The organism is Pseudorhizobium halotolerans (genome assembly GCF_902153235.2).
GTDB lineage: Bacteria > Pseudomonadota > Alphaproteobacteria > Rhizobiales > Rhizobiaceae > Neorhizobium > Neorhizobium flavum.
The window spans coordinates 479,359-503,045 of the sequence record NZ_CABFWE030000005.1 but is presented as its reverse complement, the minus strand read 5'-3'; the positions used below and the strand labels follow the sequence as shown (position 1 = coordinate 503,045).

Genomic DNA, 23,687 nt, shown 5'->3' with positions numbered 1-23,687 from the left:
GTGGACCCTACGAGGTCACAGATGAACTAATAGAGGACCTCAACCACAAGTACGATTTACGGTAGCGTCGACAACCATACGCACGTAAGCTACCTCGAGCTTGTTTCTGGTGGGTGAGGCCTGCCTTGGGCTGCAGTCTCCGGGGCATCGCTACTAAAGACCACGAATGGTTGCTCTCGCCGTGCAGACGCACGGCGGCTGGATCCTCGGGCCAAGCCCGAGGATGACGAAGGTGACCTTGTGCCTCAGGCCTTCCCCCCCAAAAACCGCACACCCACCCACCAAATATCAACCACTTACCCCCCTCCTCATCCCCGTCCGCCAAACCCGTGCCCATACTTCCCCTGTCCCGCCGCGGATACACCAGGAGGCGTCCTGGCGAGGCGGGGCCGGCGCTGGTGATGAGGAAACGACGTAAGTCCTCATCATCGGGGTCCGCGGAAAATGGTCTCCCTCCGGCGACACGGGGAGAGACGAAGGGTTACGGACCGGCCCTCGTCTCTTGATGCCCGAAAGAGCGCGCCGGGCGTGCCTGTGCGGCACACAGGGGGGCCGATGAGGATGGTGTCGCCGGACCTTCAAGTCCGACGAGATGCCGGGGCAAGGAGCCTCGGAACCCGGGAAACCGGCGGTCAAACACCTCCCCATTCGGCCTTTGCAGAGAGACCGGAGTCGCGGGCACAAACTGCCGAACGGGGCGCTGAGAGGTGCCACATAAACTAACTTTACGAGGCAGCTTTCAGCGCCCCGTCCAACACCTGCTTCGTCCTCCTCGGGAGAGCGAAGCGAAAACCGCGGATCGCCAAGGGGTTACCATGTCCGACACCAAGCCACCTGCCATCGACCCGCACCTCGCCGCCCGCACCGCCGAGGCGCTGGCGCTTCCGCACCTCGTCTGCCGGCGCCGCGCGTGCCGCCGCAAGAACCGCTGCCTCTGGTGCTTCCGCTCCACCGGCGAGCGCTGCTGCATGAGGAACCTGACGGCCGAGCAGCGCCGGATTTTCGACACCGTCTATCATGAGGCCGCTGCCGCCTGGCATTTTCTCGGCACGGACCCGCATTGGTTCGAGGCGCGCGAGGGAGAACGCCGGACGCACAACGACCTGGGGATCGCCATTGCCCGAACCGATCCCGGCAGGTGGCGGAGGGAGAAATGGGACGCCGAGTGGCGGGCGCGGGAGAAGCGGCTGGCGCAGTTCGACAGGGAGCGGACGTCGGGAAAGGACGGAGAGGAAGGGGGGAGAGGATGAGGCGCTGCCCCCCGGCCCTGCGCTTGCGCTTCGGGCGTTCGGCGCTCAAAACGCTCCACTGGAGCGTTTTGCCGGGCGCGTCGCGCCCGGACGCGCCTCACCCCACAAACGCCCGTTCGATCACGAACTCAGCCGGCTGGCTGTTGGCGCCTTCGGTGAGGCCGGCCTTCTCGAGCAGCGCCTTGGTGTCCTTCAGCATCTCGGTCGAGCCGCAGATCATGCCGCGGTCGGTGGCCGGGTCGAGCGGCGGCACGCCGAGATCGGTGAACAGCTTGCCGCTCTCGATCAGGTCGGTGATGCGGCCCTGGTTCGGATAGGAGGGGTCGCGGGTGACGGTCGGGTAGTGCTTCAGCTTGTCCCCGACGATCTCCGAGAGGAATTCGTGGTTCCTGATCTCCTCCATGAGGTCGAAGCCGTATTTCAGTTCCGCCACCTCGCGGCAGGTATGGGTGAGGATCACCTCGTCGAACTTCTCGTAGGTCTCCGGATCGCGGATCAGGCTCGCGAACGGCGCAATCCCGGTGCCGGTGGAGAACATGTAGAGGCGCTTGCCCGGCGTCAGCGCATCGAGCACCAGCGTGCCGGTCGGCTTCTTGCGCATCAGCACCGTGTCGCCGGGCTTGATCTTCTGCAGATGCGAGGTGAGCGGCCCATCCGGCACCTTGATGGAAAAGAATTCCAGTTCCTCGTCCCAGGCGGGGCTGGCGATCGAATAGGCGCGGTAGATCGGCTTGTCGCCGACCATCAGGCCGATCATGGCGAATTCGCCGGAGCGGAAGCGGAAGCCGGCCGGGCGCGTCATGCGGAAGCGGAACAGGAAGTCCGTATAGTGCTCCACCGCCAGCACCGTCTCGGCATAGACATTGTCCGGAATGCCGGCCGGCTTGTTCTCGGCCCCGGGGGCAACGAAGTCTTCCGTCTTGGCTGGAGCGTTCATGCGGCGTCCGTTTCGCTTGTCGTCTGGTGGGCTGCGGAGCGAAATATACCATCCGCCCCGCAAATTGAAGGCACCCGCGTGCTTATGCCGCGGCGCGCCCGGAAAATATGTGCCGGAAATTCCGCTTCCGACCGGTCAGCCGGTGGAGCGGCGGCGCCAGCTGTAGCCGGGGGCATCGGCTGCCGGTCGCGCGGCCGGCTGGTAGTGGACGGGAATGGCCGGCAGCCGGCCTTCCGCCAGCCGTCGCAGCGCCGTCTCGTTGGTCACCGCAAAACTGTCGATCCCGACCCGCAGCATCAGCGGGATCTGGTCGATCAGCACGTCGCCCAACGCCCGCAGCTCATTTTGGTAACCCAGCCGTTCCCGCAGCAGCGAGGCATGCGAAAATGCCCGGCCGTCGTTGAAGGCGGGAAATTCCACCGCTACGATCGCCAGCCGGTCGAGATAAGGCTGGAGCCGGTGCACATCGTCGGCGGGCCTGATCAGAACGCCGAGGCCGACGTCGTTGCTCGCCTCCGCCTTCTCGATCAGTTGGTCGAGGGACAGCAGCGGTTTCTGCTCGCCCGTCGCGGGATTCTCTTCGGTCTCGACCACCCAGGGGTCGTTTTCGACGAAGCCGGTTTCCTTCCAGATCCTGGTCATCATCCGCCCCTTCAAGCCGCTTCCGCCGTCGAACCGTAGAGCGCATCCTTGAACGGCTGCGGCCCGACGCGGCGATAGGCTTCCAGGAAGGTCTCCTCCTTCGACAGGCGAAGCCCGAGATAGGTGTCGACGATGGTCTCCACCGCATCGGTCACCTTGGCCGGCTCGAAGCCGCGGCCGATGATCTCGCCGATCGAGGTGTTCTCGTCGCCGGAACCGCCGAGCGTGATCTGGTAGAGCTCGGCGCCCTTCTTCTCCACGCCCAAAAGCCCGATATGGCCGACATGGTGGTGACCGCAGGCGTTGATGCAGCCGGAGATCTTGATCTTCAGCTCGCCGATCTCCGCCTGCCGCTCCGGTGATCCGAAGCGGGTCGAAATCTCCTGCGCCACCGGAATCGAGCGTGCATTGGCCAGCGCGCAATAGTCGAGGCCCGGACAGGCGATGATGTCGGTGATCAGCCCGGCATTGGCCGTCGCCAGTCCCTGGGCGACGAGGGCGCGGTAGACCGGCTCGAGATCCGCCAGTGCCACATGCGGCAGGATGACGTTCTGCTCGTGGCTGATACGGATCTCGTCGAAGGCATATTCCTCGGCGATGTCGGCGATCGCATCCATCTGCTCGTGCGACGCATCCCCCGGAATGCCGCCGATCGGCTTCAGCGAGATCGTCACCATGCCGTAATCGGGATGCTTGTGCGGCTCGACGTTCTGGTCCACCCAGCGCGCGAAATCCGGATCCTCCTTCTTCCAGCCGGCGATCTGCCCCCAGCCCTCCGGCCGCTCCGGCAGGGAGGGAGGCGCGAAATAGCGGGTGATTGCGTCGATATCGGCCTCCGGCAGCGTCAGCTCGGTGCCCTTCAGGTGCGAGAATTCCTCCTCCACGCGCCGCGTCATCTCCTCCACGCCGATCTCGTGGACGAGGATCTTGATGCGCGCCTTGAACTTGTTGTCGCGCCGGCCGAAGAGGTTGTACACGCGCACGATCGCGGTGGTGTAGGTCAACAGATCCTCTTCCGGCAGGAAGTCGCGGATCTTCTTGGCCACCAGCGGCGTACGCCCCTGCCCGCCGCCGACATAGACGGCAAAGCCGAGCGCGCCCTTGTCGTTCTTCTTCAGGTGCAGGCCGATGTCGTGGACCTGTATCGCCGCCCGGTCGCGCTCGGCCCCGGTGACGGCGATCTTGAACTTGCGCGGCAGGTAGGAGAATTCCGGGTGGACCGAAGACCACTGGCGCAGGATCTCGGCATAGGGACGCGGATCGGCCACCTCGTCGGCGGCGGCGCCGGCAAAGTGGTCTGCGGTGACGTTGCGGATGCAGTTGCCGGAGGTCTGCAGCGCATGCATCTCGACCGTCGCCAGCTCGTCGAGAATGGCCGGCGTGTCCGACAGCTTCGGCCAGTTGAACTGGAGGTTCTGCCGCGTGGTGAAGTGCCCGTAGCCCCGGTCATACGTGCGCGCCACATGCGCCAGCATGCGCATCTGCCTGGCGTTCAGCGTGCCGTAGGGAATGGCGATCCGCAGCATGTAGGCATGCAGCTGCAGGTAGACGCCGTTCATCAGGCGCAGAGGCTTGAACGCGTCCTCCGTCAGTTCCCCGGAGAGGCGGCGGTTGACCTGGTCGCGGAACTGCTCGACGCGGCTCTTGACGAAGGCGTGGTCGAATTCGTCGTAACGATACATGATATCCTCAGACTGCGATGAAGGCCGCATCGGCCGGGCGGTAGCCCGCGGCGTATTCCATGGTGGGGCCGGCAGCACGGATGCGCTCGCGCAGCCGGATCGGCCAAAGCTTGCCAGCGACTTCCTGCACGTCGATGACATTGACGTCGACGACGCGGTTGGCGGCGAAGTCCCGCTTGCCGATCGCTTCCAGCGAGGCGACGGCCTCGGCATGGCGGGCGACCAGGGCGTCCTGCAGGTTTTCCACCCAATGGCCGTTGGCATCCAGCCATACGGCGATGCCGTCCGTCAGCCTGTTTGCGGTGAGGACCTTGTCCGTCATGCTTCACTTCCCATCCTAGCGCGAGCCGTCGCAGTCCATGCGGACAGGGGCTCGGATCTTTGAAAATTCGCACCGGCGACAGCCTCGCCGATGATGACCATGACCGGACCGGCGAGATCGTCCCTCGCCTCGAGATCCGGAAGTTCCTTCAGGACCCCGTGGAAAAGACGGCGATCGGTGCGGCTGGCATTTTCCACCACGGCCACGGTCGTGTCTGGCGACAGGCCGGCTTCCACCAGCCGGCCGGCCACGGAGGCGGCAACCGAGCGGCCCATGTAGACGGCGATGGTGGCGCCGGACACAGCGAGCCTTGCCCAGTCTGGCATTACGTCGCCGGTGAGGTCGTGGCCGGTCGTAAAGATGAGCGAGGAGGCGACACCCCGCAGCGTCAGCGGCAGATCGAAATCGGCGGCTGCGGCAAAGGCGGAGGTGATGCCCGGCACGATCTCGTAAGAGATGCCGGCCTCGCGGAGAGCAGCCATCTCCTCCCCTGCCCGGCCGTAGACCAGCGGATCGCCCGACTTGAGGCGCACCACGCGCTTGCCATCCTGCCCCAGCCGCACCAGCAGACGATTGATCTCGCCTTGCGACTTGGAATGACAGTTCTTGCGCTTCCCAACGGACAGGCGCTCCGCATCACGGCGGCCCATGTCGACGATTGCCTGGGGGACGAGAGCGTCATAGACGATCACATCGGCTTCCATCAGCACGCGCTGGGCGCGCAGCGTGAGCAGATCCTCGGCACCGGGGCCGGCACCCACGAGCCAGACATGGCCTTCGGCCCGGCCCGAGGTGGAAAGCAGGGCATTGGCAGAGCGGCGGGCGCCGGAGACGTCACCTGCATCAACGCTGTCTGCGACAGCGCCGGTGAAGAAGCGGCGCCAGAAGATGCGACGCGATACCCCCTTGGGGATCAACCGTTCGACGGAATCCCGGTAATCAACGGCAAGGGAAGCGAGCCGGCCGAGCGACGGCGAAAGCATCTGGTCGACGCGGGCGCGGATCATCTGCGCCAGCACCGGACCTGCTCCTTCCGTGCCGATCGCGACGGCAACCGGCGCACGGTTGACGAGGGCCGGGGTGAGGAAGTCACAAAATTCCGGCTGGTCGACCGCATTGGCCGGAATCCTCGCGGCGCGGGCAGCCGTGACAATGGCCTGATCCTGCTGCTCGTCGCCGGTCGCAGCGAAGACGAGAGCGGCACCGTCCACCTGGTCAGCCGCGAAAGAAGCGGCGATGACGTCAAGCTTGTTTGCTGCCAGATAGTCCCGGTAATCGGGTTCCGGATCCTCGGCATAGGCGACGATGTGTGCATCCGTGTTGCGCAGCAGCCGGACCTTGGCGAACGCCTCGTCGCCATTGCCGAAGACTGCAACGGTCCTACCGCTGACGCGGAAGAATGCCGGGAATGTTGTCAAACGGGTGGTGGACATGACGACCTTTTCGAGCTTGGCTGCACAATATCACCCATCGCACCTTGAGACAGAAGAAACCGATATGCGAGTTGCACGGCGTGCGAACATTTCTGTTCTCGCTCGCCTGCCATCTTGAGTAAAAGCCACCGATACCCGCAGGCGCCGGCGGTGATTCCGCATCCGTCCGGCGGCCCGTCCCTAAGGAAGAAGCCATGTCCCTTGTTGCCCGCCTCCTCGACGTCATGGAGAATGACATCCTGCCGCTGACGGAGGCCGGCGTGGCGGCCGGCAACAAGGTGTTCGGCGCGGCGATCCTACGCAAGTCCGACCTGTCGCTGGTGCTCGCCGAGACCAACAACGAGATGGGGAACCCGCTCTGGCACGGCGAGGTGCATGCGCTGAAGCGCTTCTACGAACTGGACGCAAAGCCCGACACCAAGGACCTGATCTTCCTCTCCACCCACGAACCCTGCACCATGTGCATGTCGGCGATCACTTGGGCGGGCTTCGACAATTTCTACTATTTCTTCAGCCACGAGGATTCGCGCGACGCCTTCGCCATTCCGCATGACCTGAAGATCCTGAACGAAGTCTTCGGCCTTCCACCAGGCGGCTACCGGCGGCAGAACGCCTTCTGGCATTCACATGCGATCGCAGACCTCGTGGCGGTGGAGGAAGAGCCAAAACGAACGGCTCTGCTGGAGCAGTCGGCAAGAATCCGCGCGGCCTATGACCGGCTTTCCGGCACCTATCAGGCCGGCAAGTCCGCTAATTCCATCCCGCTCCGCTAAAGTTCGCTGAGGACCATCGACGCCATGGAAGCTTCACGAGACATCTCCCGCCTGATCGACATCATGAAGGCGCTGCGCGATTCGCAAAGCGGCTGCCCCTGGGACATCGTGCAGACCTTCGAGACGATCAAGCCCTATACGATCGAGGAGGCATATGAGGTGGCCGACGCCATCGAGCGTAACGACCTCGACGACCTCTGCGAGGAGTTGGGCGACCTCCTGCTGCAGGTCGTCTACCACGCACAGATGGCCGAGGAGGCCGGTGAGTTCTCCTTCGGCGACGTCGTCCATGCTGTGACCCGCAAGATGATCCGCCGCCACCCGCATGTCTTCGCGATCTCTGACGCTGATACGCCCGGCGCCGTCAAAGTCCAGTGGGATGAGATCAAGACGGAGGAGAAGCGCGAGCGCGCCGAGCGGCGGGCACGGCGTGGGATCCAGGAAGACTTCAAGGCCGGCTATCTCGGCAGCGTCCAGCGCAGCCAGCCGGCGCTGACGGAAGCACTGAAGCTGCAGCAGCGGGCGGCGAAGGTCGGCTTCGACTGGTCGGAGGCAGAGCCAATCCTCGACAAGATCGAGGAGGAGGTTGCCGAGTTGCGCGAGGCGCTCCGCGGCGGACAGAAGGACAAAGTGAAGGACGAACTCGGCGACCTCATCTTCGCGCTGGTCAACATCGGCCGCCACGTCGACGCCGACCCAGAGGATGCGCTGCGCGGCACGAACACGAAGTTCCGGAGTCGGTTCAGGCACATCGAGACGGAACTTCAGAAATCAGGCGAGACGCTCGAAGCGGCGACACTGGAGCGGATGGAAGAGCTCTGGCAGGCGGCGAAGCTGGGAGAGCGATAACGGCTCAAGCGGCTGCGGCGGAGAGGCGGTTGACTGCCGCCTGCTCAGCAAATCGCGAGGGCGGTACGCCGACCAGCCGCGTGAATGCGGTGCTGAACGCGCTGGCGGAGCCGTAGCCGACACGTTCAGCAATCTCCTGCAGTCCCGCCTGCCCTGAGCGCAGCAGGTTCCTCGCCAGCGCCATGCGCCAGGACGTCAGATAATCCATCGGTGCGACACCCACCTTCTGGCGGAAGCGGTTGAAGAATGCGGAGCGGGAAAGGGCTGCCTCCTTTGCCATTTGTTCGACCGTCCAGGGCCTTGCCGGATCCTGGTGCAGGCGCCGGATGGCGAGCGCCAGGCGCGGATCGGCAAGCCCGCGAACGATCCCCTGTGGCGCAGCTTCAGCGGCGGCAGAGCGCAAGGCTTCCACGAGCAGGACTTCGAGCAGGCGCGCAAGGATCATCTCCCGCGCCGGCCGGTCGGTGCGGGCCTCATCAGTGATCAGTCGGACCAGCATGGACAGGCGTTGTTCGCCGCGGATGTGCAGGAGTTGCGGCAGAAGGGAAACGAGCAAGTTCCTGTCGGGCGAACCGAAGACGAAGTGACCGATCAGCAAGCGGACATCCGCGGGCCCGTGCGGATCCCCGTGCCTCGTCTCTCCCTCCAGCATGGTGATTGTCCACCGGGTCTCCTCGTTCCTGTCGGTGTCCTGCGCGCTGGACATGGTGAAGGCGAAGGCGGCCGGGATCAAGACGAAGTCGCCTTCCTGCAGGGTGATCGGCGGGCGCCCCTGAACCCAGAGGTCCGCGCTTCCTTCCAGAACCACGCAATAGAACGGGTTACCCTGTTCGAGGCGATCGACGCGCCAGCTCCCCGAGCCGCTGACCACCTTTGACATAGGCACGCCGGGTGCAAGGACCCCAACCATTTCGGCGAGCGGATCAGTCATTCGAATACTCTCGATAACGTTTTTGGTACCTATCATTATAGCTAGTCGCGCTTGCGCGGTCCATGATGCTCGGACACAACCTCGGAGACAGATATGAAAACCATATTGATCACTGGCTGCTCGTCCGGCTTCGGCTTGGAAATCGCAAAGTTCTTCCTCGACAAGGGCTGGCGTGTGGTCGCTACCATGCGCAGGCCGCGAAACGACGTCCTCCCCTCCTCCGGCAATCTCACGGTTCTGGCGCTGGATGTGCGTGATGCCGAGAGCATTTGTGCGGCCTTGGAAGCGGCAGGCCCGATCGACGTGCTCGTCAACAATGCCGGCATCGGCTGGATGAACGTCATAGAAGGCACGCCGATGGAGACCGTGCGGGACCTCTTCGAGACGAACACCTTCGGCACGATGGCGATGACGCAGGCCGTGCTGCCGCAGTTCCGCAAACGCCGGGAGGGCGTCATCATCAATGTGTCCTCGAGCGTGACGCTGAAGCCGCTGCCGCTCCTGTCCGCCTACACCGCGAGCAAGGCGGCCGTGAACGCTTTCACGGAATCGGCCGCACTGGAGCTTGAGCCGTTCAACATCAGGGTCCGGCTGGTGCTGCCGGGACGGGCTCCGGACACGGCTTTCGGCGGAACTGCGCGCAGCCGGCTGCAGGATCAGGGCGGCTTTCCAAGCCCGTATGAAGATTTCGTCAAGCAGATCTTCAGCGCCCGGGAACAGCAAGTGGAGGCGCCAGTCACGCATCCGGCCGATGTGGTGGCGGCGGTTTGGCGGGCGGCCACCGATCCGTTGTCGCCCATGCGCATCGCTGCCGGCGCGGATGCGGTGGCACTAGCCGGATAGCGAAGTCTCTGGCGGTCCGGGGAGAGCCACGGCTATCGGTCGTGCATTCCCTTGCCCGCCAGGATGCGGCTGCGATGCTTTTCGATGCGTGCGCGACGCGTCTGGGACTGCTTGGCCTGGGAGAAATGGAGGACATAGCCGCGCCGGCGGCCGGGAGTGAGGCCTTCGAAGGCAGCTTGCAATTCAGGATCCTCCCCAAGGGCGCAGACAAGTTCCTCCGGATAATCGAGATCATCCTTCGGCATGTCGACCCTGGCACCCGCGCGCTCCAGCTCCATGGCCTCGCGAACATAGGCCTTGATCGTCTTCTCCAGTCCGGCAATCTGGGCAGTCCCGGTGAAGCGGAGGATGCGCGAGGACCGGGAATTCTCTCCGGGCGCGATGAGGATTTTCTCAGGGTCCTTCAGGAGGACGCCCTTGAAGAAACCGAGCGTGGCCGCATCCTTGAAACCCCACAGCAGCGCGACATTGCCATCGTCGACGGTGTAGCAGGGGGAGCTCCACTTGAATGTTTCGACAAGCCCGCAGTCCAGGAGGATCTTTCTCAGGGCCAGGAGTTCCTCGCGCCAACGCTCCTGATCGGAGAAGAAGGCATCGATCTTCCGGTCGTCATCGCTCATGGTGCTCCTCCCACCCATGAATAACGTGTTTCAGAATGCAACCGAAGGCGTGGGCGGCACCGCTGCGGACTACCGCTCCCAGTCTTCCTTCTCGGGCTTGGGGCCATTGCCAAGCCGGCGCTCGAGCGCTGCCGCCTGGCTTTCGGAGAGCCGCACGTCGAGCTCGACCGAACCGTCCTCCTGGTCTCGGCGCTCGTCGACGATCGCGTTCTCGTAGACCCAGGAGACGAGCGCCAGCTTGTCTGCCGGTATCGCGACCGTGGTTTCGGTCAGCACGCCGGACAGCCGGCGGGCGATCTCTGCCAGCAGCGCATCGACGCCCTCGCCCGTGATCGCCGACACGGCCATGATGTTATCGCGGCCGCTTGCCCGTTCCGCCATCGCATCATGGGCCTCGGGATCGAGGCGGTCGATCTTGTTCCAGACCTCGATGATCCGGGCCTCCCGCTCCTTCTCGTCGATGCCGAGATCGGACAAGATGCGCATGACGTCTGCAGATTGCGCAGCGTTGTCCGGATCGGACATGTCGCGGACATGCAGGATGAGATCCGCTTCGAGCACTTCTTCAAGCGTGGCGCGGAAGGCTGCAACAAGGTGCGTCGGCAGATCGGAAATGAAGCCGACGGTATCGGACAGGATGACGGTGCGCCCATGCGGCAGCTTCATGCGGCGCAGCGTCGGATCGAGCGTGGCGAACAGCATGTCCTCGGCCAGAACGCCGGCACCGGTCATGCGGTTGAAGAGGGTCGATTTTCCGGCGTTCGTGTAGCCGACGAGGGCAACGATCGGATGCGGCACCTTGCGGCGCTTGGCGCGGTGAAGCTGACGGGTTCGCACCACCTGCTCCAGTTCGCGCTCGAGCTTGACGATGCGCTCCTGGAGCAGCCGCCGGTCGGCCTCGATCTGGGTTTCGCCGGGACCACCCATGAAGCCTGCGCCACCGCGCTGCCGCTCAAGGTGGGTCCAGCTTCGGACAAGGCGACCCTTCTGGTAATTCAGATGGGCGAGATCGACCTGCAGCGTGCCCTCCTTGGTGGAGGCGCGGCGGCCGAAGATTTCCAGGATCAGACCGGTCCGGTCGATGACCTTGGCGTTCCATTCTTTTTCGAGATTGCGCTGCTGTACCGGCGTCAGCGGATGGTCGACGATGACAAGGCCGGCGTCGTGCTGGTCGAGCAGCGCCTTGATCTCGCCCATCTTGCCCGTTCCCATAAGAGTGGCCGGGCGAGGCTGGGAGACCTGCACGATCAGACCCTGCACGACTTCGAGGTCGATCGCCCGGGCAAGGCCGATGGCCTCCTCGAGGCGTGCCTCCTCCGACCGCTGGGGTGCGGGTGCAGCCTCAGGCTGTGCTGCACGGGAGGCGCGGGCGTTCTTCAGCACCGGCACGAGCACCACGGCGCGCATGTCGTCCCGGCGACGGTCGGTCTCCGGGATCATCGATTCATTCGAGGTGTCGCGATGTTTAATCAGCTACTGTCCTGTCAGGCCGCGTTTTCTTCGCTCTCGAACATCTGCATCGGCTGGCCGGGCATGATGGTAGAGATCGCGTGCTTATACACGAGTTGCGAATGGCCGTCACGGCGCAGGAGAACGCAGAAATTGTCGAAGGAGGTGACAACGCCGGTCAGCTTCACACCGTTGATAAGAAAAATCGTCAAAGAAATCTTTTGCTTACGGACAGTATTAAGAAACAGGTCCTGCAAGTTCTGAGAACGTTCCGCCATAGCGCCGCTTCTTTCTTTTTTGCCGGCATCCTGCCGGGATGATCTGATCACATTTCAGAGAAATACGGGAAGCGCCCTCGTGCTTCCATCCCCCAATGAAATCCTCGTTATCAAATCGGCGTCTTTTCCGCAATGTGCAAAAAGGCACCACGCAGGGCGGCGGCAACGCTGCCAGGATGACCATTGGCGATGGTCCGCCCGTCGACGGCAACCACCGGAACACACGAGCCCGTCGCCGAGGTGAGGAAGACTTCGCGCGCCGCGAGCATTTCCTCGACCGTGAACTCACGCTCCTCGACGGGGACCGAGAGGCTGGCCGCCACATCGAGCACCGTCGTTCGCGTGACGCCGCGCAGGATCCCGTGCTCGGCCGGACGCGTTACCAGCATGCCATCGGCGCTGACAATCCAGACATTCGAGGAGGCCGCCTCGGTGACCTTGCCGGCGGCATCGACGAATATGGCGTCCTGGGCGCCGGCATCCTTAGCCTGCTGCTTCACCAGGACATTGGGAAGAAGGCCGACCGTCTTGATGTCGACGCGGTCCCAGCGGTTCTCCGGCACTGTGATGACCTTGATCCCCGTCTCGTACCGCGCCCGGGCCGGCTGCGGATCGACGGATTTTGCGGTGATGGTCAGCGTCGGCAAAGTGCCGGCGGCGGGGAAGTAATGGTCGCGACGGGCGACCCCGCGCGTCACCTGCAGGTAGAAGAGACCGTTCCTGACCCGGTTGCGGCGGAGGACCTCCCTGATGACGAGCTTCAGCGGCTCACGCGCCATCGGACTTGCGATGCGCAGTTCGCGGAGAGACCGGTCGAGCCGGTCGAGATGCCGGGTCAGGTCGATGATCAGTCCGTCGCGGACCTCGCAGACCTCGTAGACACCATCTGCGAACTGGAAACCGCGATCCTCGATATGGATGGCGGCGTCTGAGTGGGGAAGGTAGCGGCCGTTGACATAGGCAATTCTGGACATGGGCTAGCCGATCCGATCGATGCTCAGAAATATTGAATGGAGACGCGGAACATCTGCTCGACATTCTTGACTGCCGCCGCGGTGGAGAACAGCACGACGCGATCATGCGCCTTGATCTTCGTGTCGCCGCTTGGGCGGATGACGGTACCGCCGCGATAGATCGCGCCTATGCGGATGCCGTCGGGCAGGTCCAGTTCGCGGAAGGGCTTGCCGACCAGCGGCGACGTCTCGAGTGCCTCGGCCTCGATCACCTCCGCCGAGCCCTGCTGCACGGCGTAGACCGAGCGGATGCGTCCCTTGCGAACATGCTGGAGCACCCGGGAAATGGTGACGGCGCGCGGGTTGATCTGCGCGTCGATGCCGAGGGACTGCGTGACCTTGTTCAGCGAGGAGCTGTTGATCAGCACGAGGTTCGACTTGCAACCGAGTGACTTGGCCATCACCGCACCGAGGATGTTGATCTGATCGCTGTTGGTCAGGCTGACGAAGAGATCCGCGTCCTGGACGTCTGCCTGCTGCAGGATGTTCTGGTCGAGGGCTGAGCCATGCAGGACGACCGCGTTGCGCAATTGCTCGGAAATGGCGGCGGCGCGCTCACGATCGGTCTCGATGATCTTCAGCCTGGTTCTCGGCTGGAGTTGTTCGATTGTGCGTGCGACATAGTGGCCGATGTTGCCGCCACCGGCGATGATGATGCGGCGCGCTTCCTGTTCCTCATGCCCGAAGAGACCCAGCGTACGGCGCACGTGGTCACGCTGGCAGATGACATAGGCGAGATCTCCCGCTTCCAGTTGGTCCGCCGACCGGCTGACGGCAAGCCTGCCATTGCGGTAGATGCCGACGACCGTCGCCATCAGGTCCGGGAACAGCTGGCTCAACTGCTGTAGCGGCGTGTTGAGGACGGGGCAATCCTCCATGCACTCGATTGCCAGCATGGCAATCGAGTCCTCCGCAAACCGGACGATGTCCGTCGCGCCTGGGAAGGAAATCCGCCGCAGCACCATCTTGCCGACCTCGATCTCCGGCGAGATCGTCACATCGATCGACATGTTCTGGCGGCTGAAAAGATTCGAATATTCCGGTGCCAGATAGCTCTGGGCGCGGATTCGGGCAATCTTGGTGGGGACGCTGAACAGAGCCTGGGCCACCTCGCAAGCGACGATATTGACCTCGTCGTAGAGGGTCACGGCGATGATCATGTCCGCCTGCTCGGCGCCGGCCTTCGCCAGAATATCCGGATGCGCCCCGTGCCCCACATAGCCCCGCACATCCAGCGTCTCCGTGATCGCGTTAACCAGCGAGGCGGACGTGTCGATGACGGAGACGTCGTTGTCTTCCTGGGACAGGCGCTCGGCGATGCCGTAGCCGACCTGCCCCGCTCCGCAAATGATGACTTTCATGGGGCTTCCTTCATGGCTGCAGGCCGGAGACTGGCCTAGACGCCGAGGGACTTCAGTTTGCGATGCAGGGCCGACCGTTCCATGCCGACGAATTCCGCCGTCCGCGAGATATTGCCGCCGAAGCGGTTGATCTGCGCGATCAGGTAATCGCGTTCGAACATTTCACGGGCCTCGCGGAGCGGCAAGGTCATGATGTGATGATCGCCCTGGGAGGAAATCTTCGGGAGCATGTCGCCAAGGTCGGTCGGCAGCATGTCGGCCGAGATCACGCTGTCGGGGCTGTCGCCTCGCGCCAGGATCATCAGCCGCTCGATATTGTTGCGGAGCTGACGGATGTTGCCCGGCCAGTCATGGGCCTGCAGCACCGCCATGGCGTCCTCGCCGATTCGGCGGGTGCGAATGCCGGCCTGTTCGGAAATCTGGCGCATGAACATGTCGACCAGGAAGGGGATGTCCTCGCGCCGCTCGGCCAGCGCCGGAACCTTCACCGGCACGACGGCGAGCCTGTGGTAGAGATCCTCGCGGAAGATGCTTTCCGCGATCAGGCTCTCCAGGTTGTAAGCGGTCGACGAGATGATCCGTACGTCCACCTTGACCCGCTTCGAACCGCCGACCCGCTCGAACTGCTGGTCGACGAGGACACGGAGGATCTTGTTCTGCGTCTCGCGCGGCATCTCGCCCACTTCGTCGAGATAAAGGATGCCACGATGTGCCTCCTCCAAGGCGCCGATCTTGCGCTGCTGTCCGGGGCCGCCCTCGGTGCCGAAGAGAGCGACCTCCATCCGGTCCGGCGTAATCGTCGCGGCATTCAGCGCCACGAACGGACCGTTGGCGCGGGACGACTTGCGGTGGATCATCCGGGCGACCAGTTCCTTTCCGGAGCCGGAGGGCCCGAGAATCATGATGCGGCTGTTGGTCGGCGCGACCTTGTCGATGGTCTGGCGAAGCTGCGAGACGGCAACGGAGGTGCCGACGAGTTCCACGGCGTCACCGGTCCGCCGCTTCAACTCGCTGACCTCGCGCTTCAGCTTCGAGTTTTCCAGCGCCCGCTCGGCGATCAGGATCAGCCGGTCTGCCTTGAACGGCTTTTCGATGAAATCGAAGGCGCCGCGCTTGATCGCCGAGACGGCGGTCTCGATGTTGCCGTGACCGGAAATCATCACGACGGGCAGGTCGGGATGCCGGTTCTTGATCTCGTCGAGCAGGGCGAGACCGTCGAGCTTGGAGCCCTGCATCCAGATGTCGAGAAAGACGAGCCGCGGCACGCGATCGGAGATGGCTGCCAGCGCGCTGTCGCTGTCATGCGCCGTCCGGGTCTCGTGACCCTCGTCGGAAAGGATTCCGGAGACGATCTCGCGGATGTCCACCTCGTCGTCCACGACCAGAATATCAGACGCCATATGCGAGTTCCCTATCAGTTTCAGTTCCGATCCCGCCCGCTACCATGTGCGGCAGCAGGACCCTGATCATGGCACCGCGGCCATGATCGAACTCAGGGGGCGCATCATGCAGTTCAATCTGCCCCCCATGCTCCTCGATGATCTTCTTGACGATCGCCAGGCCAAGTCCCGTGCCCTTTTCGCGCATCGTCATGTACGGCTCCAGAATCTGGTGCCGGTTCTCAGCCGGGAGGCCGCTGCCGTTGTCGATGATGTCGACAACGAAAGTATCGCGGGCCGGTTCGTAGTTCGCCCTGACCCAGACCTTCCGCCCGTCGCGCTCCTGATCGCCCGGCACGGCCTCAATGGCTTCCACCGCATTCTTGACGAGGTTGCCGAAGGCCTGGCCGAGCATTCGCGCGTCGAACATTCCGACCAGGGGCTCGTCGCCCAGCTCCCGCAGGAACTCCACGTGGGTGGTACCCATTTCCCTCAGGAAGACCGCATCGCGCAGGATGTCGCGCAGATCCGTCTGCTCCTTCGCCGGCTTCGGCATCCGAGCAAAGGAGGAAAACTCGTCCACCATGCGTCCGATGTCCCCCACCTGGCGCACGATCGTGTCCGTGCACTGGTCGAAGACCGCCCGGTCATCGTCGGCGATCTGCTTGCCGTAGCGGCGCTTCAAGCGCTCGGCCGAAAGCTGGATGGGCGTCAGCGGGTTCTTGATCTCATGAGCGATGCGACGCGCGACATCCGCCCAGGCAGTCGACCGCTGGGCGATGACGAGGTCGGTAATGTCGTCGAGGGTAATCACATAGGAATCGCGAGAGGTGCTCTGCTCTTCCCGCGTAACCTGGACGCTCAGCGTCCGCTCCTTGCCGCCCCGCATCAGGTTGACCTGCTTGCGGAAGTCGTTACGGGCGCGGGAGGCAGCCTCCGAGAGGACGCTGTCGATCTCCGGCACGACTTCGGAGAGATTGCGCCCGATCAACCGCTCGGCCGACAGACCCAGGAACGCCTCAGCGGACGGATTGACGATGGTGATCCGCCGGTCGTCCTCGACGCCAATGACGGCAGCGGTCACGCCCGAGAGAACCGCCTCAATGAATCGCCGCCGGTCGTCCACCTCATCCTTTGCCTCGAGGATCTCGTCGCGCTGGCTGCGAATCTCGGAAATCATCTTGTTGAAGGTGCGCGACAGGCTACCGACATCGCCATCGGCCGCCCGGACCGGGACGACTACGTTCAAGTCTCCCGTGGCGACGCTGTCGGCTGCGCTGATCAGAAGGCGGATGGGACGAACGATCCGGTCGGCAACGGCAATGGCCGTCCATATGGCGGCCAGGAGGACGATCAATGCGAATCCCAGATAGACGATCGCAAAGGCGAATTGCAATGATGCCCGGCCGGCCTCCATGGCCTGATATTCGGCCGTATTGTCCTCCATCAGACGCATCGCGGCCATGACCTTCGGATCAACAGCGCGGATGGTGTAGAGGAATGTTCCGGGAAACGCATCCAGCTTGATGATGGCGCCGACGAGATTGGTCACGCCAGGCGGGATCAGCGTCGGCTGCCCTGCGGCCGCCTTTTCCAAAGCGTCCTTGGGTATGGCCGGGAGCGGGCGCTCCGTCGAGATGTCGGCCTGGGCGATCGCCGCCCCGTCCTCTCGAACGAGGAAGGCGCCCAGGAGCCCCCTGCCCCGTGCCTGGCGGGTCATCAGATCGACGAAGCCGGTGCGGTCCAGGTAGAAGGTGGCGCGATTGCGCTCGAGGTCATTGGCCATCGATACCGTCTGGCCCTGCAGGTAGCTCGCATTCTCCATCATGTAGGCCTGCGCCACATCGGTGGAGGACCGGACGATGGATTGCGTGCGTATGGAGAACCAGCGGTCAAGGCCCGCGCTCAGCGTGATGCTCGCGAACAGTGCCACAAGCACCGCAGGCGTGATTGCCACGATCGAGAAAAGCGCAACGACACGGATGTGAAGACGCGCGGCCGCCCGTCCCCTGTTGCGCGCTCTCAGCAGCCGGCTGAGCTCGCGACCAATGAGATAGAGAAGCCCGACAACGAAGATGCCGTTGAGGACGGCGGAGGCGATGACCACCGGCGTGGTGGGCGCGATCGGCGTGAGTCCGAGCAGGACGAAGAGAGTGAGGATAGCGCAGAGAAGCGCCCCTCCGGCAAGCAGGAGGCCCGGCAATGCGAAGGATGCGCGACGGTCCTGGGCTTCAAGATCCGATCCGGCTTCTTCCGCGGGCGAAAAGACGCCCTCGACCATTGCTAAACTCCTTGCGCGTGCGAGATCAGTTCGCTGCCGTCAGCGCCGCACCCGACTTCCTGTCTACCCGCGAGCGCAATGCCCGCATCGGCGAGATTCGTTGCCAATAAGCAACGCATTGTGGCGAAAGTGCAACGGAAACCCGTGGAGAGTCAATCAGGGTTCATGCACTGCGCGCGCTGCGATAGACGGAGACGCCAAGCTCCCTGATCTTCTTGCGCAAGGTGTTCCGGTTGAGCCCGAGCAGATCGGCTGCCTTTATCTGGTTGCCGCGGGTGGCGGTCAGTGCCGCGAGGATCAGCGGGTACTCCATCTCCCGCAGTACGCGCTCGTAGAGGCCAGGCGGCGGCAGGCTGTCGCCGAAGCTGGCGAAATAGGAGCGCATGTTCTCCTCCACAGCCTGCGAGATTGACAGGGCTTCGCCGCGCGGTCCGAGCTTTTCGATCGGGCTGTCGGGCGTATCCGAGCGCAATTCGGCGTCGATGATCTCGCGGGTGATGACGTCCTGCGGGTAGAGCGCCATCAGCCGGCGCATCAGGTTTTCAAGTTCGCGAACGTTGCCAGGCCAGGCGTAGGCCTTCATCGCATCGAGCGCCTCGCTGTCGAACCGCTTGACGTCCAGCCCCTCCTTTTCGCCCATCTGCATGAAGTGGCGGACCAGGTCGGGAATGTCCTCCGCCCGGTCGCGCAGGGGCGGCAGGCGCAGCGGGACGACGTTCAGTCGGTAATAGAGATCTTCGCGGAAGAGGCCCTGATTGATGAGCTGCTTCAGGTCCTTGTTGGTCGCGGCGACGATGCGGACATCGGTGCGGATCGGAGTGCGGCCGCCGACCGTCGTATACTCGCCCTGCTGCAGGACGCGCAGGAGACGCGTCTGCGCGTCCATCGGCATGTCGCCGATTTCGTCGAGGAAGAGCGTGCCGCCCTCGGCCTGCTCGAAGCGGCCGGTCGAGCGCGCCTGCGCGCCGGTGAAGGCGCCCTTCTCATGACCGAAGAGTTCGGACTCGATCAGGTCACGCGGGATGGCGGCCATGTTGATCGCCACGAAGGGGCCGTTGCGGCGCTTGCCGTAGTCATGCAGCGCCCGGGCGACGAGTTCCTTGCCGGTGCCTGATTCGCCGGTGATCATCAGCGTCAGATCCGTCTGCATGAGACGGGCAAGGACCCGGTAGATCTCCTGCATGGCGGCGGAACGTCCGACAAGCGGCATGCCATCCTGCGTGTCATCTTCGAGACGGGCAGGCTTCTTCTTCGGCTCGGCCAATGCGCGGCCAATGATGGCGATTAGTTCGGTGAGGTCGAAGGGCTTGGGCAGATAGTCGTAAGCCCCCTTCTCCGACGCCTTGATGGCCGTCATGAAGGTGTTCTGCGCGCTCATGACCAGCACCGGCAGGTCGGGACGCGCCTTCTTGATGCGCGGCAGCAGGTCGAAGGCATTCTCGTCCGGCATGACCACGTCCGTCACCACGAGATCCCCCTCGCCCGCCGAGACCCAGCGCCAGAGGGTTGCAGCATTGGAGGTGATGCGGACGTCGTAACCCGCACGCGTCAGCGCCTGGTTGAGTACGGTGCGGATGGCCGCGTCGTCATCGGCGACAAGGATGGTGGCAGTCATTGGGCTTTTCCTGTCATTCTATGGGCAGCACCTTGCTCCAGCGCACTCTCCTCCTTGTGCATCGGCATCAGGACACGGAACACGGTCCGGCGAGCCTGGCTGTCGCACTCGACGATGCCGCCATGGGCGCCGATGATCTTGGCCACCAGCGCTAGGCCAAGGCCGGAGCCGTTGGTTTTTGTGGTGATGAAGGGGTCGAAGAGGTCCGGCAGCAGGTCGGCCGGGACGCCGGGGCCATTGTCGATCACGCAGAATTCCAGCGGCAGAGAGATCTTCTCCCGCGACCCGGCGACGGAAAGCCGGATGCCGGGACGGTAGGCCGTGGTCAGCATGATCTCGCCGTCGGCTTGGTCCCCGATGGCCTCGGCGGCGTTCTTCACCAGGTTGAGGAAGACCTGCACCAGCTGGTCGCGGTTGGCGTGGACCGGCGGCAGCGAGGGATCATAGTTCTCCGAAAACCTGATGTGACGGCCGAAGCCCGCCTGGGCAACCGCCTTCACGTGGTCGAGAACCGAATGGATGTTGATGGGCTGCCGGTCGACCGGCCGCTCATCGGAAAAGACCTCCATGCGGTCGACGAGCGACACGATGCGGTCCGTTTCGTCACAAATCAGCCTGGTCAGCGCCCGATCTTCGCTTTCGACCGAGGTCTCGAGCAATTGTGCTGCTCCACGGATGCCCGAGAGCGGGTTCTTGATCTCGTGCGCCAACATCGAGGCGAGGCCGGTCACTGAACGGGCAGCGGCGCGATGGGTCAGCTGCCTGTCGATCTTGTCGGCCATGGAGCGTTCCTGGAAGACGACGACGACCGAACCGGGCTCGCTGACGACCGGAGCCACATAGAGGTCGACCAGCTTTTCCTGACCGAGCCGCGGCGACGACAGGTCGACCCGGTATTCGTTCACAGGCGCCTTGCGCTCCCGAACCTGGTCGATCAACGCCAGGAGCGGGCTGCCGAACGGAATGAGCGTGGCGATGTCATGGCGGGCGAGTTGCGCGGCACTGGCTCCGAAGAAGGATTCGGCCTCCCAGTTCGCGAAGGCGACATGCCCGGCAGGATCCACGAGGATCACCGGGTTCTGAACGGAATTGAGGACGGCGAGCGCCAGCGCATTGTCCCCCGACGGCGGCTGGGGCTTGTTCATGCGGCCTCCCTCGCGGCCGGCTCTGCCTGGACCTGCAGCGCCTGCATCATTTTCTGCATGACATCCTCTGGATCGGTGGATCGGAAGATCGCTGCCTTGTCCTCGACGGGAAGCGACGGCGCCAACCGGTCGATGTACCAGCCAAGGTGCTTGCGGGCGTGCCGCAGCCCGGCTTCCCGGCCGTAGAAGGCAAGCATCTCCTCGTAGTGCTCGGCGACAATCTCCCTCTGCTCCCTGCAAGAGGGAGACGGGTGGCCGGCGATTGCTCCGACATGCCACGGCCTTCCCTGGGCGCCACGGCCCATCATGACGGCATCGGCACCGGACGCAGCGAGGATCTCCCGCGCATCCGCGGGAGATTGGACGTCGCCATTGGCGATCAACGGTATGGAAATCGCCTCGCGCACCGCGCGAATCGCGTTCCAGTCCGCCCTGCCTTCGTAGAACTGCATGCGGGTTCGACCGTGTATCGTAACGAGCCTGACGCCGGCCTCCTCCGCCTGACGGGCGATCTGCGGGGCGTTGATCGAGTTCTCGTCCCAACCAAGCCGCATCTTCAGGGTGACCGGCACATCCACCGCCTTCACCGTCGCCTCGATCAGCGAAAGGGCCAGCACGGGATCGCGCATCAGAGCCGAGCCGGAAAGGCCGCCGGTTACTTTCTTGGCGGGACAACCCATGTTGATGTCGATGATGTCCGCCCCGTTGTCGGCGGCGATACGGGCGGCCTCGGCCATCCAGTGCGGCTCACGACCGGCAAGCTGGACCATGTGCGGACCAAGTCCGGCGCGCTTCAGGCGGGCCCAGGATTCACCGCGGGACATGGCAAGCTCACGGCTGGCGATCATCTCGGTGACGACCAGTCCGGCGCCCCATCGCCAGGCGATCTCGCGAAACGGCAGGTCGGTCACCCCGGACATTGGCGCCAGAACCACGCGGTTCCTGAGGGTGACGGGTCCGATGCTGAAGGGAGTGGCAAGATGCGGAACAGGCAAATGACAATCTTTCGGGCACGCAGTATTACTGCATCATTTTTAGCCACTCTCTTCGCCTTCCACAAGAGCAATCGTGCGGAAAGAAGAACGGGTCGGGCGGCTGGCAAAACGCCTTGTGAGTCTATAGTCATCCCCTGTCAATCGAATGTGTCAGTTGAGCGTGAGCCGCCCTCATCATGGATATCGGGATCGTCATCGTCGCAGCCGGACGTGGGGAACGGGCAGGATCTGCAGAGGGACCGAAGCAGTATCGCAGGATCGGCGGCAGCGCCGTGATCGCGCACACGCTGAAGGCCTTCCTCGACTGGTCGAAGGCCGGACCGATCGTCGTCGTCATCCATCCGGATGACAAGCTCCTGTTCGAGGAGGCCGTCAGTGGCCTCGCCACGGAACGCGTGTCGACGGTTACAGGAGGCGCGACGCGCCAGCAGTCAGTCCTTGCCGGCCTGCAGGCGGTCGCGGCGCTGGACGCGACGCATGTTATGATCCATGACGGCGCCCGGCCCTTCGTCGACCGGGTGCTTCTTGATCGCATCGCTGCCCGGCTGGAGGCGGGCGACGAGGCCGTGCTGCCTGCCCTTCCGGTCACTGATACGCTCAAGCGGGGCACGCAAGGGCGCGTGATCGAGACCATTTCGCGGGAGGAACTTTATGCGGCCCAGACCCCGCAGAGCTTCCGGTTGGCGACGATACTGGAGGCACATGAGAGGGCGGCCGCTCAGTCCCGTGTCGACTTCACGGACGACTGCGCCATCGCCGAGTGGGCGGCGGTTGCGGTTGCGATCGTGGAAGGCTCTCCGGACAATGTGAAACTGACAGTAAGGCGGGACATCACCATGGCGGACGAGAGACTTTCGGCGGCGGCACTTCCGGACGTGCGGACCGGGAACGGCTATGACGTGCACCAGTTGGAGCCGGGAGACGGGGTCACGCTGTGTGGCGTCTTCATCCCACACGACCAGAGGCTGAAGGGACATTCGGATGCCGATGTTGGGCTCCATGCGCTGACCGATGCGCTGCTGGCGACCTGCGGCGCCGGTGACATCGGCGATCATTTCCCGCCCTCGGACCCCCAGTGGAAGGGTGCGCCGTCGAAAATCTTCCTGGCGCGCGCCGCGGAGATCGTTCGCGAGAACGGCGGCACCATCATGAATGCGGACGTCTCACTGATCGCCGAGGCGCCGAAGATCGGCCCGCACCGACAGACGATGCGCGAAACCATGGCTGAGATACTGGGAATTGCCACCGAGCGCTGCTCGGTGAAGGCCACCACGAACGAGCAGATCGGCTTTGTCGGTCGACGCGAGGGCATCGCCGCCATCGCGACGGCAACAGTCGTGTATTCCGGACGCGGGTCATGAGTCTCTTCCCCGCGGATATCGAACGGGCGGCGAGCCAGGTCATCGCTCTTTACCGCGAACATCAGCAGATGCTGTCCACGGCCGAATCCTGCACGGGCGGGTTGATTGCCGGCGCCCTGACGGAGATTTCCGGGTCGTCTGCCGTCGTCGACCGCGGCTTCGTAACCTATACCAACGAGGCAAAGGTGGACCTGCTTGGCGTGTCGGAGAAAAGCCTTGCGGCCTACGGCGCGGTTTCGCGCGAAGTCGCGCTGCAGATGGCGCATGGTGCCCTCTACCGGTCCCGCGCCAGCGCGGCGGTTGCCGTCACGGGGATTGCCGGCCCGAACGGTGGGTCGGCTGAGAAGCCGGTGGGTCTCGTGCATCTTGCCGTCCAGACGCGAGCCGGAATTCTGATCCATCGGGAAATGCGCTACGGGTCGATCGGCCGCAGTGAGGTGCGGCTCGCGACGGTGCGGACCGCACTGGAGATGCTGCTGGAGGCGGCCGAAACCAGATGATGGCGAGCGCATCGAATGTTGGCCACTG

The 23,687-nt window shown here is 64.0% G+C and carries 22 protein-coding genes; 6 read left to right on the top strand and 16 right to left on the bottom strand.

Going from position 1 to position 23,687, the window contains the following annotated elements:
- Positions 1-815 precede the first annotated feature (815 nt).
- Positions 816-1,250 carry a hypothetical protein gene (locus FN060_RS07370; protein WP_142587503.1) on the top strand — a complete coding sequence of 145 codons (435 nt, stop codon included), beginning with the start codon at positions 816-818 and terminating at the stop codon, positions 1,248-1,250.
- A 97-nt stretch (positions 1,251-1,347) separates the two neighbouring features.
- Here the strand turns inward: FN060_RS07370 and FN060_RS07365 are convergent, their stop codons facing one another.
- The 5 genes from FN060_RS07365 to cysG all read right to left on the bottom strand — a co-directional run bounded on the left by FN060_RS07365 (position 1,348) and on the right by cysG (position 6,266).
- Positions 1,348-2,187 (bottom strand): ferredoxin--NADP reductase, encoded by an 840-nt coding sequence (locus tag FN060_RS07365; protein ID WP_142587502.1) that lies wholly within the window; start codon positions 2,185-2,187, stop codon positions 1,348-1,350.
- Between the two features lie 135 nt (positions 2,188-2,322).
- A complete protein-coding gene (locus FN060_RS07360; protein ID WP_142587501.1) occupies positions 2,323-2,829 on the bottom strand; it encodes a DUF934 domain-containing protein in 507 nt (168 codons plus the stop codon).
- Between the two features lie 11 nt (positions 2,830-2,840).
- A complete protein-coding gene (locus tag FN060_RS07355) occupies positions 2,841-4,511 on the bottom strand; it encodes a nitrite/sulfite reductase (RefSeq protein WP_142587500.1) in 1,671 nt (556 codons plus the stop codon).
- A gap of 7 nt (positions 4,512-4,518) precedes the next feature.
- Complete coding sequence (locus tag FN060_RS07350; RefSeq protein ID WP_142587499.1) at positions 4,519-4,833, bottom strand: DUF2849 domain-containing protein; 315 nt, start codon at positions 4,831-4,833, stop codon at positions 4,519-4,521.
- Entirely contained in the window at positions 4,830-6,266 is a 1,437-nt protein-coding gene (cysG, locus tag FN060_RS07345; RefSeq protein ID WP_077547354.1) for a siroheme synthase CysG, read from the bottom strand. Before cysG ends, FN060_RS07350 begins: the two co-directional genes overlap by 4 nt.
- Positions 6,267-6,460: 194 nt before the next feature.
- Here cysG and FN060_RS07340 point away from each other — a divergent pair, with 194 nt between their 5' ends.
- Together FN060_RS07340 and mazG are read left to right on the top strand one after the other, a co-directional pair.
- Positions 6,461-7,039: a deaminase gene (locus FN060_RS07340; RefSeq protein ID WP_142587498.1), complete on the top strand. Its 579-nt coding sequence runs from the start codon at positions 6,461-6,463 to the stop codon at positions 7,037-7,039.
- A 24-nt stretch (positions 7,040-7,063) separates the two neighbouring features.
- On the top strand, positions 7,064-7,888 hold the full coding sequence (gene mazG, locus FN060_RS07335) for a nucleoside triphosphate pyrophosphohydrolase (RefSeq protein WP_077547352.1): 825 nt from the start codon (positions 7,064-7,066) through the stop codon (positions 7,886-7,888).
- A 4-nt stretch (positions 7,889-7,892) separates the two neighbouring features.
- On the opposite strand, the gene FN060_RS07330 is transcribed toward mazG, so the two are convergent.
- The gene (locus FN060_RS07330) at positions 7,893-8,819 is read right to left on the bottom strand and encodes an AraC family transcriptional regulator (RefSeq protein WP_142587497.1); all 927 of its coding nucleotides are present in this window, start codon (positions 8,817-8,819) and stop codon (positions 7,893-7,895) included.
- Positions 8,820-8,912: 93 nt separating this feature from the next.
- Here FN060_RS07330 and FN060_RS07325 point away from each other — a divergent pair, with 93 nt between their 5' ends.
- Positions 8,913-9,662 carry an SDR family oxidoreductase gene (locus FN060_RS07325; protein ID WP_142587496.1) on the top strand — a complete coding sequence of 250 codons (750 nt, stop codon included), beginning with the start codon at positions 8,913-8,915 and terminating at the stop codon, positions 9,660-9,662.
- A gap of 32 nt (positions 9,663-9,694) precedes the next feature.
- Here FN060_RS07325 and FN060_RS07320 read toward each other — a convergent pair whose 3' ends face one another.
- From FN060_RS07320 to dusB, 10 genes are all read right to left on the bottom strand, one after another.
- Entirely contained in the window at positions 9,695-10,282 is a 588-nt protein-coding gene (locus FN060_RS07320) for a YdeI/OmpD-associated family protein (protein WP_142587495.1), read from the bottom strand.
- Positions 10,283-10,351: 69 nt separating this feature from the next.
- On the bottom strand, positions 10,352-11,722 hold the full coding sequence (gene hflX / locus FN060_RS07315) for a GTPase HflX (RefSeq protein WP_425312148.1): 1,371 nt from the start codon (positions 11,720-11,722) through the stop codon (positions 10,352-10,354).
- Between the two features lie 44 nt (positions 11,723-11,766).
- Complete coding sequence (gene hfq / locus FN060_RS07310; RefSeq protein WP_037155370.1) at positions 11,767-12,009, bottom strand: RNA chaperone Hfq; 243 nt, start codon at positions 12,007-12,009, stop codon at positions 11,767-11,769.
- 110 nt (positions 12,010-12,119) lie between these two features.
- Positions 12,120-12,983, bottom strand: coding sequence for a D-amino-acid transaminase (locus tag FN060_RS07305; protein WP_142587494.1), 864 nt, complete (start codon positions 12,981-12,983; stop codon positions 12,120-12,122).
- A 23-nt stretch (positions 12,984-13,006) separates the two neighbouring features.
- On the bottom strand, positions 13,007-14,383 hold the full coding sequence (trkA, locus tag FN060_RS07300; protein WP_142587493.1) for a Trk system potassium transporter TrkA: 1,377 nt from the start codon (positions 14,381-14,383) through the stop codon (positions 13,007-13,009).
- A 35-nt stretch (positions 14,384-14,418) separates the two neighbouring features.
- On the bottom strand, positions 14,419-15,783 hold the full coding sequence (gene ntrX, locus FN060_RS07295) for a nitrogen assimilation response regulator NtrX (RefSeq protein WP_077547346.1): 1,365 nt from the start codon (positions 15,781-15,783) through the stop codon (positions 14,419-14,421).
- Entirely contained in the window at positions 15,773-18,043 is a 2,271-nt protein-coding gene (locus tag FN060_RS07290) for a sensor histidine kinase NtrY-like (protein WP_077547345.1), read from the bottom strand. Before FN060_RS07290 ends, ntrX begins: the two co-directional genes overlap by 11 nt.
- Positions 18,044-18,206: 163 nt before the next feature.
- The gene (gene ntrC, locus FN060_RS07285) at positions 18,207-19,658 is read right to left on the bottom strand and encodes a nitrogen regulation protein NR(I) (protein ID WP_077547344.1); all 1,452 of its coding nucleotides are present in this window, start codon (positions 19,656-19,658) and stop codon (positions 18,207-18,209) included.
- Entirely contained in the window at positions 19,655-20,803 is a 1,149-nt protein-coding gene (locus tag FN060_RS07280) for a two-component system sensor histidine kinase NtrB (RefSeq protein WP_077547343.1), read from the bottom strand. The genes ntrC and FN060_RS07280 overlap by 4 nt, the downstream gene beginning before the upstream one ends.
- Positions 20,800-21,798: a tRNA dihydrouridine synthase DusB gene (gene dusB, locus FN060_RS07275; protein ID WP_142587492.1), complete on the bottom strand. Its 999-nt coding sequence runs from the start codon at positions 21,796-21,798 to the stop codon at positions 20,800-20,802. Before dusB ends, FN060_RS07280 begins: the two co-directional genes overlap by 4 nt.
- Positions 21,799-21,974: 176 nt before the next feature.
- Here dusB and FN060_RS07270 point away from each other — a divergent pair, with 176 nt between their 5' ends.
- Together FN060_RS07270 and FN060_RS07265 are read left to right on the top strand one after the other, a co-directional pair.
- Positions 21,975-23,159: a bifunctional 2-C-methyl-D-erythritol 4-phosphate cytidylyltransferase/2-C-methyl-D-erythritol 2,4-cyclodiphosphate synthase gene (locus tag FN060_RS07270; protein WP_142587491.1), complete on the top strand. Its 1,185-nt coding sequence runs from the start codon at positions 21,975-21,977 to the stop codon at positions 23,157-23,159.
- Entirely contained in the window at positions 23,156-23,659 is a 504-nt protein-coding gene (locus FN060_RS07265) for a CinA family protein (protein ID WP_142587490.1), read from the top strand. Before FN060_RS07270 ends, FN060_RS07265 begins: the two co-directional genes overlap by 4 nt.
- Positions 23,660-23,687: the final 28 nt, after the last annotated feature.

What these genes read in the sequence shown, in the direction of transcription:
- FN060_RS07370 (WP_142587503.1), top strand. Translation starts at nt 816, where the DNA reads ATGTCCGACACCAAGCCACCTGCCATCGACCCGCACCTCGCCGCCCGC.
- FN060_RS07365 (WP_142587502.1), bottom strand. Translation starts at nt 2,187, where the DNA reads ATGAACGCTCCAGCCAAGACGGAAGACTTCGTTGCCCCCGGGGCCGAG.
- FN060_RS07360 (WP_142587501.1), bottom strand. Translation starts at nt 2,829, where the DNA reads ATGACCAGGATCTGGAAGGAAACCGGCTTCGTCGAAAACGACCCCTGG.
- FN060_RS07355 (WP_142587500.1), bottom strand. Translation starts at nt 4,511, where the DNA reads ATGTATCGTTACGACGAATTCGACCACGCCTTCGTCAAGAGCCGCGTC.
- FN060_RS07350 (WP_142587499.1), bottom strand. Translation starts at nt 4,833, where the DNA reads ATGACGGACAAGGTCCTCACCGCAAACAGGCTGACGGACGGCATCGCC.
- cysG (WP_077547354.1), bottom strand. Translation starts at nt 6,266, where the DNA reads ATGTCCACCACCCGTTTGACAACATTCCCGGCATTCTTCCGCGTCAGC.
- FN060_RS07340 (WP_142587498.1), top strand. Translation starts at nt 6,461, where the DNA reads ATGTCCCTTGTTGCCCGCCTCCTCGACGTCATGGAGAATGACATCCTG.
- mazG (WP_077547352.1), top strand. Translation starts at nt 7,064, where the DNA reads ATGGAAGCTTCACGAGACATCTCCCGCCTGATCGACATCATGAAGGCG.
- FN060_RS07330 (WP_142587497.1), bottom strand. Translation starts at nt 8,819, where the DNA reads ATGACTGATCCGCTCGCCGAAATGGTTGGGGTCCTTGCACCCGGCGTG.
- FN060_RS07325 (WP_142587496.1), top strand. Translation starts at nt 8,913, where the DNA reads ATGAAAACCATATTGATCACTGGCTGCTCGTCCGGCTTCGGCTTGGAA.
- FN060_RS07320 (WP_142587495.1), bottom strand. Translation starts at nt 10,282, where the DNA reads ATGAGCGATGACGACCGGAAGATCGATGCCTTCTTCTCCGATCAGGAG.
- hflX (WP_425312148.1), bottom strand. Translation starts at nt 11,722, where the DNA reads ATGATCCCGGAGACCGACCGTCGCCGGGACGACATGCGCGCCGTGGTG.
- hfq (WP_037155370.1), bottom strand. Translation starts at nt 12,009, where the DNA reads ATGGCGGAACGTTCTCAGAACTTGCAGGACCTGTTTCTTAATACTGTC.
- FN060_RS07305 (WP_142587494.1), bottom strand. Translation starts at nt 12,983, where the DNA reads ATGTCCAGAATTGCCTATGTCAACGGCCGCTACCTTCCCCACTCAGAC.
- trkA (WP_142587493.1), bottom strand. Translation starts at nt 14,383, where the DNA reads ATGAAAGTCATCATTTGCGGAGCGGGGCAGGTCGGCTACGGCATCGCC.
- ntrX (WP_077547346.1), bottom strand. Translation starts at nt 15,783, where the DNA reads ATGGCGTCTGATATTCTGGTCGTGGACGACGAGGTGGACATCCGCGAG.
- FN060_RS07290 (WP_077547345.1), bottom strand. Translation starts at nt 18,043, where the DNA reads ATGGTCGAGGGCGTCTTTTCGCCCGCGGAAGAAGCCGGATCGGATCTT.
- ntrC (WP_077547344.1), bottom strand. Translation starts at nt 19,658, where the DNA reads ATGACTGCCACCATCCTTGTCGCCGATGACGACGCGGCCATCCGCACC.
- FN060_RS07280 (WP_077547343.1), bottom strand. Translation starts at nt 20,803, where the DNA reads ATGAACAAGCCCCAGCCGCCGTCGGGGGACAATGCGCTGGCGCTCGCC.
- FN060_RS07270 (WP_142587491.1), top strand. Translation starts at nt 21,975, where the DNA reads ATGGATATCGGGATCGTCATCGTCGCAGCCGGACGTGGGGAACGGGCA.
- FN060_RS07265 (WP_142587490.1), top strand. Translation starts at nt 23,156, where the DNA reads ATGAGTCTCTTCCCCGCGGATATCGAACGGGCGGCGAGCCAGGTCATC.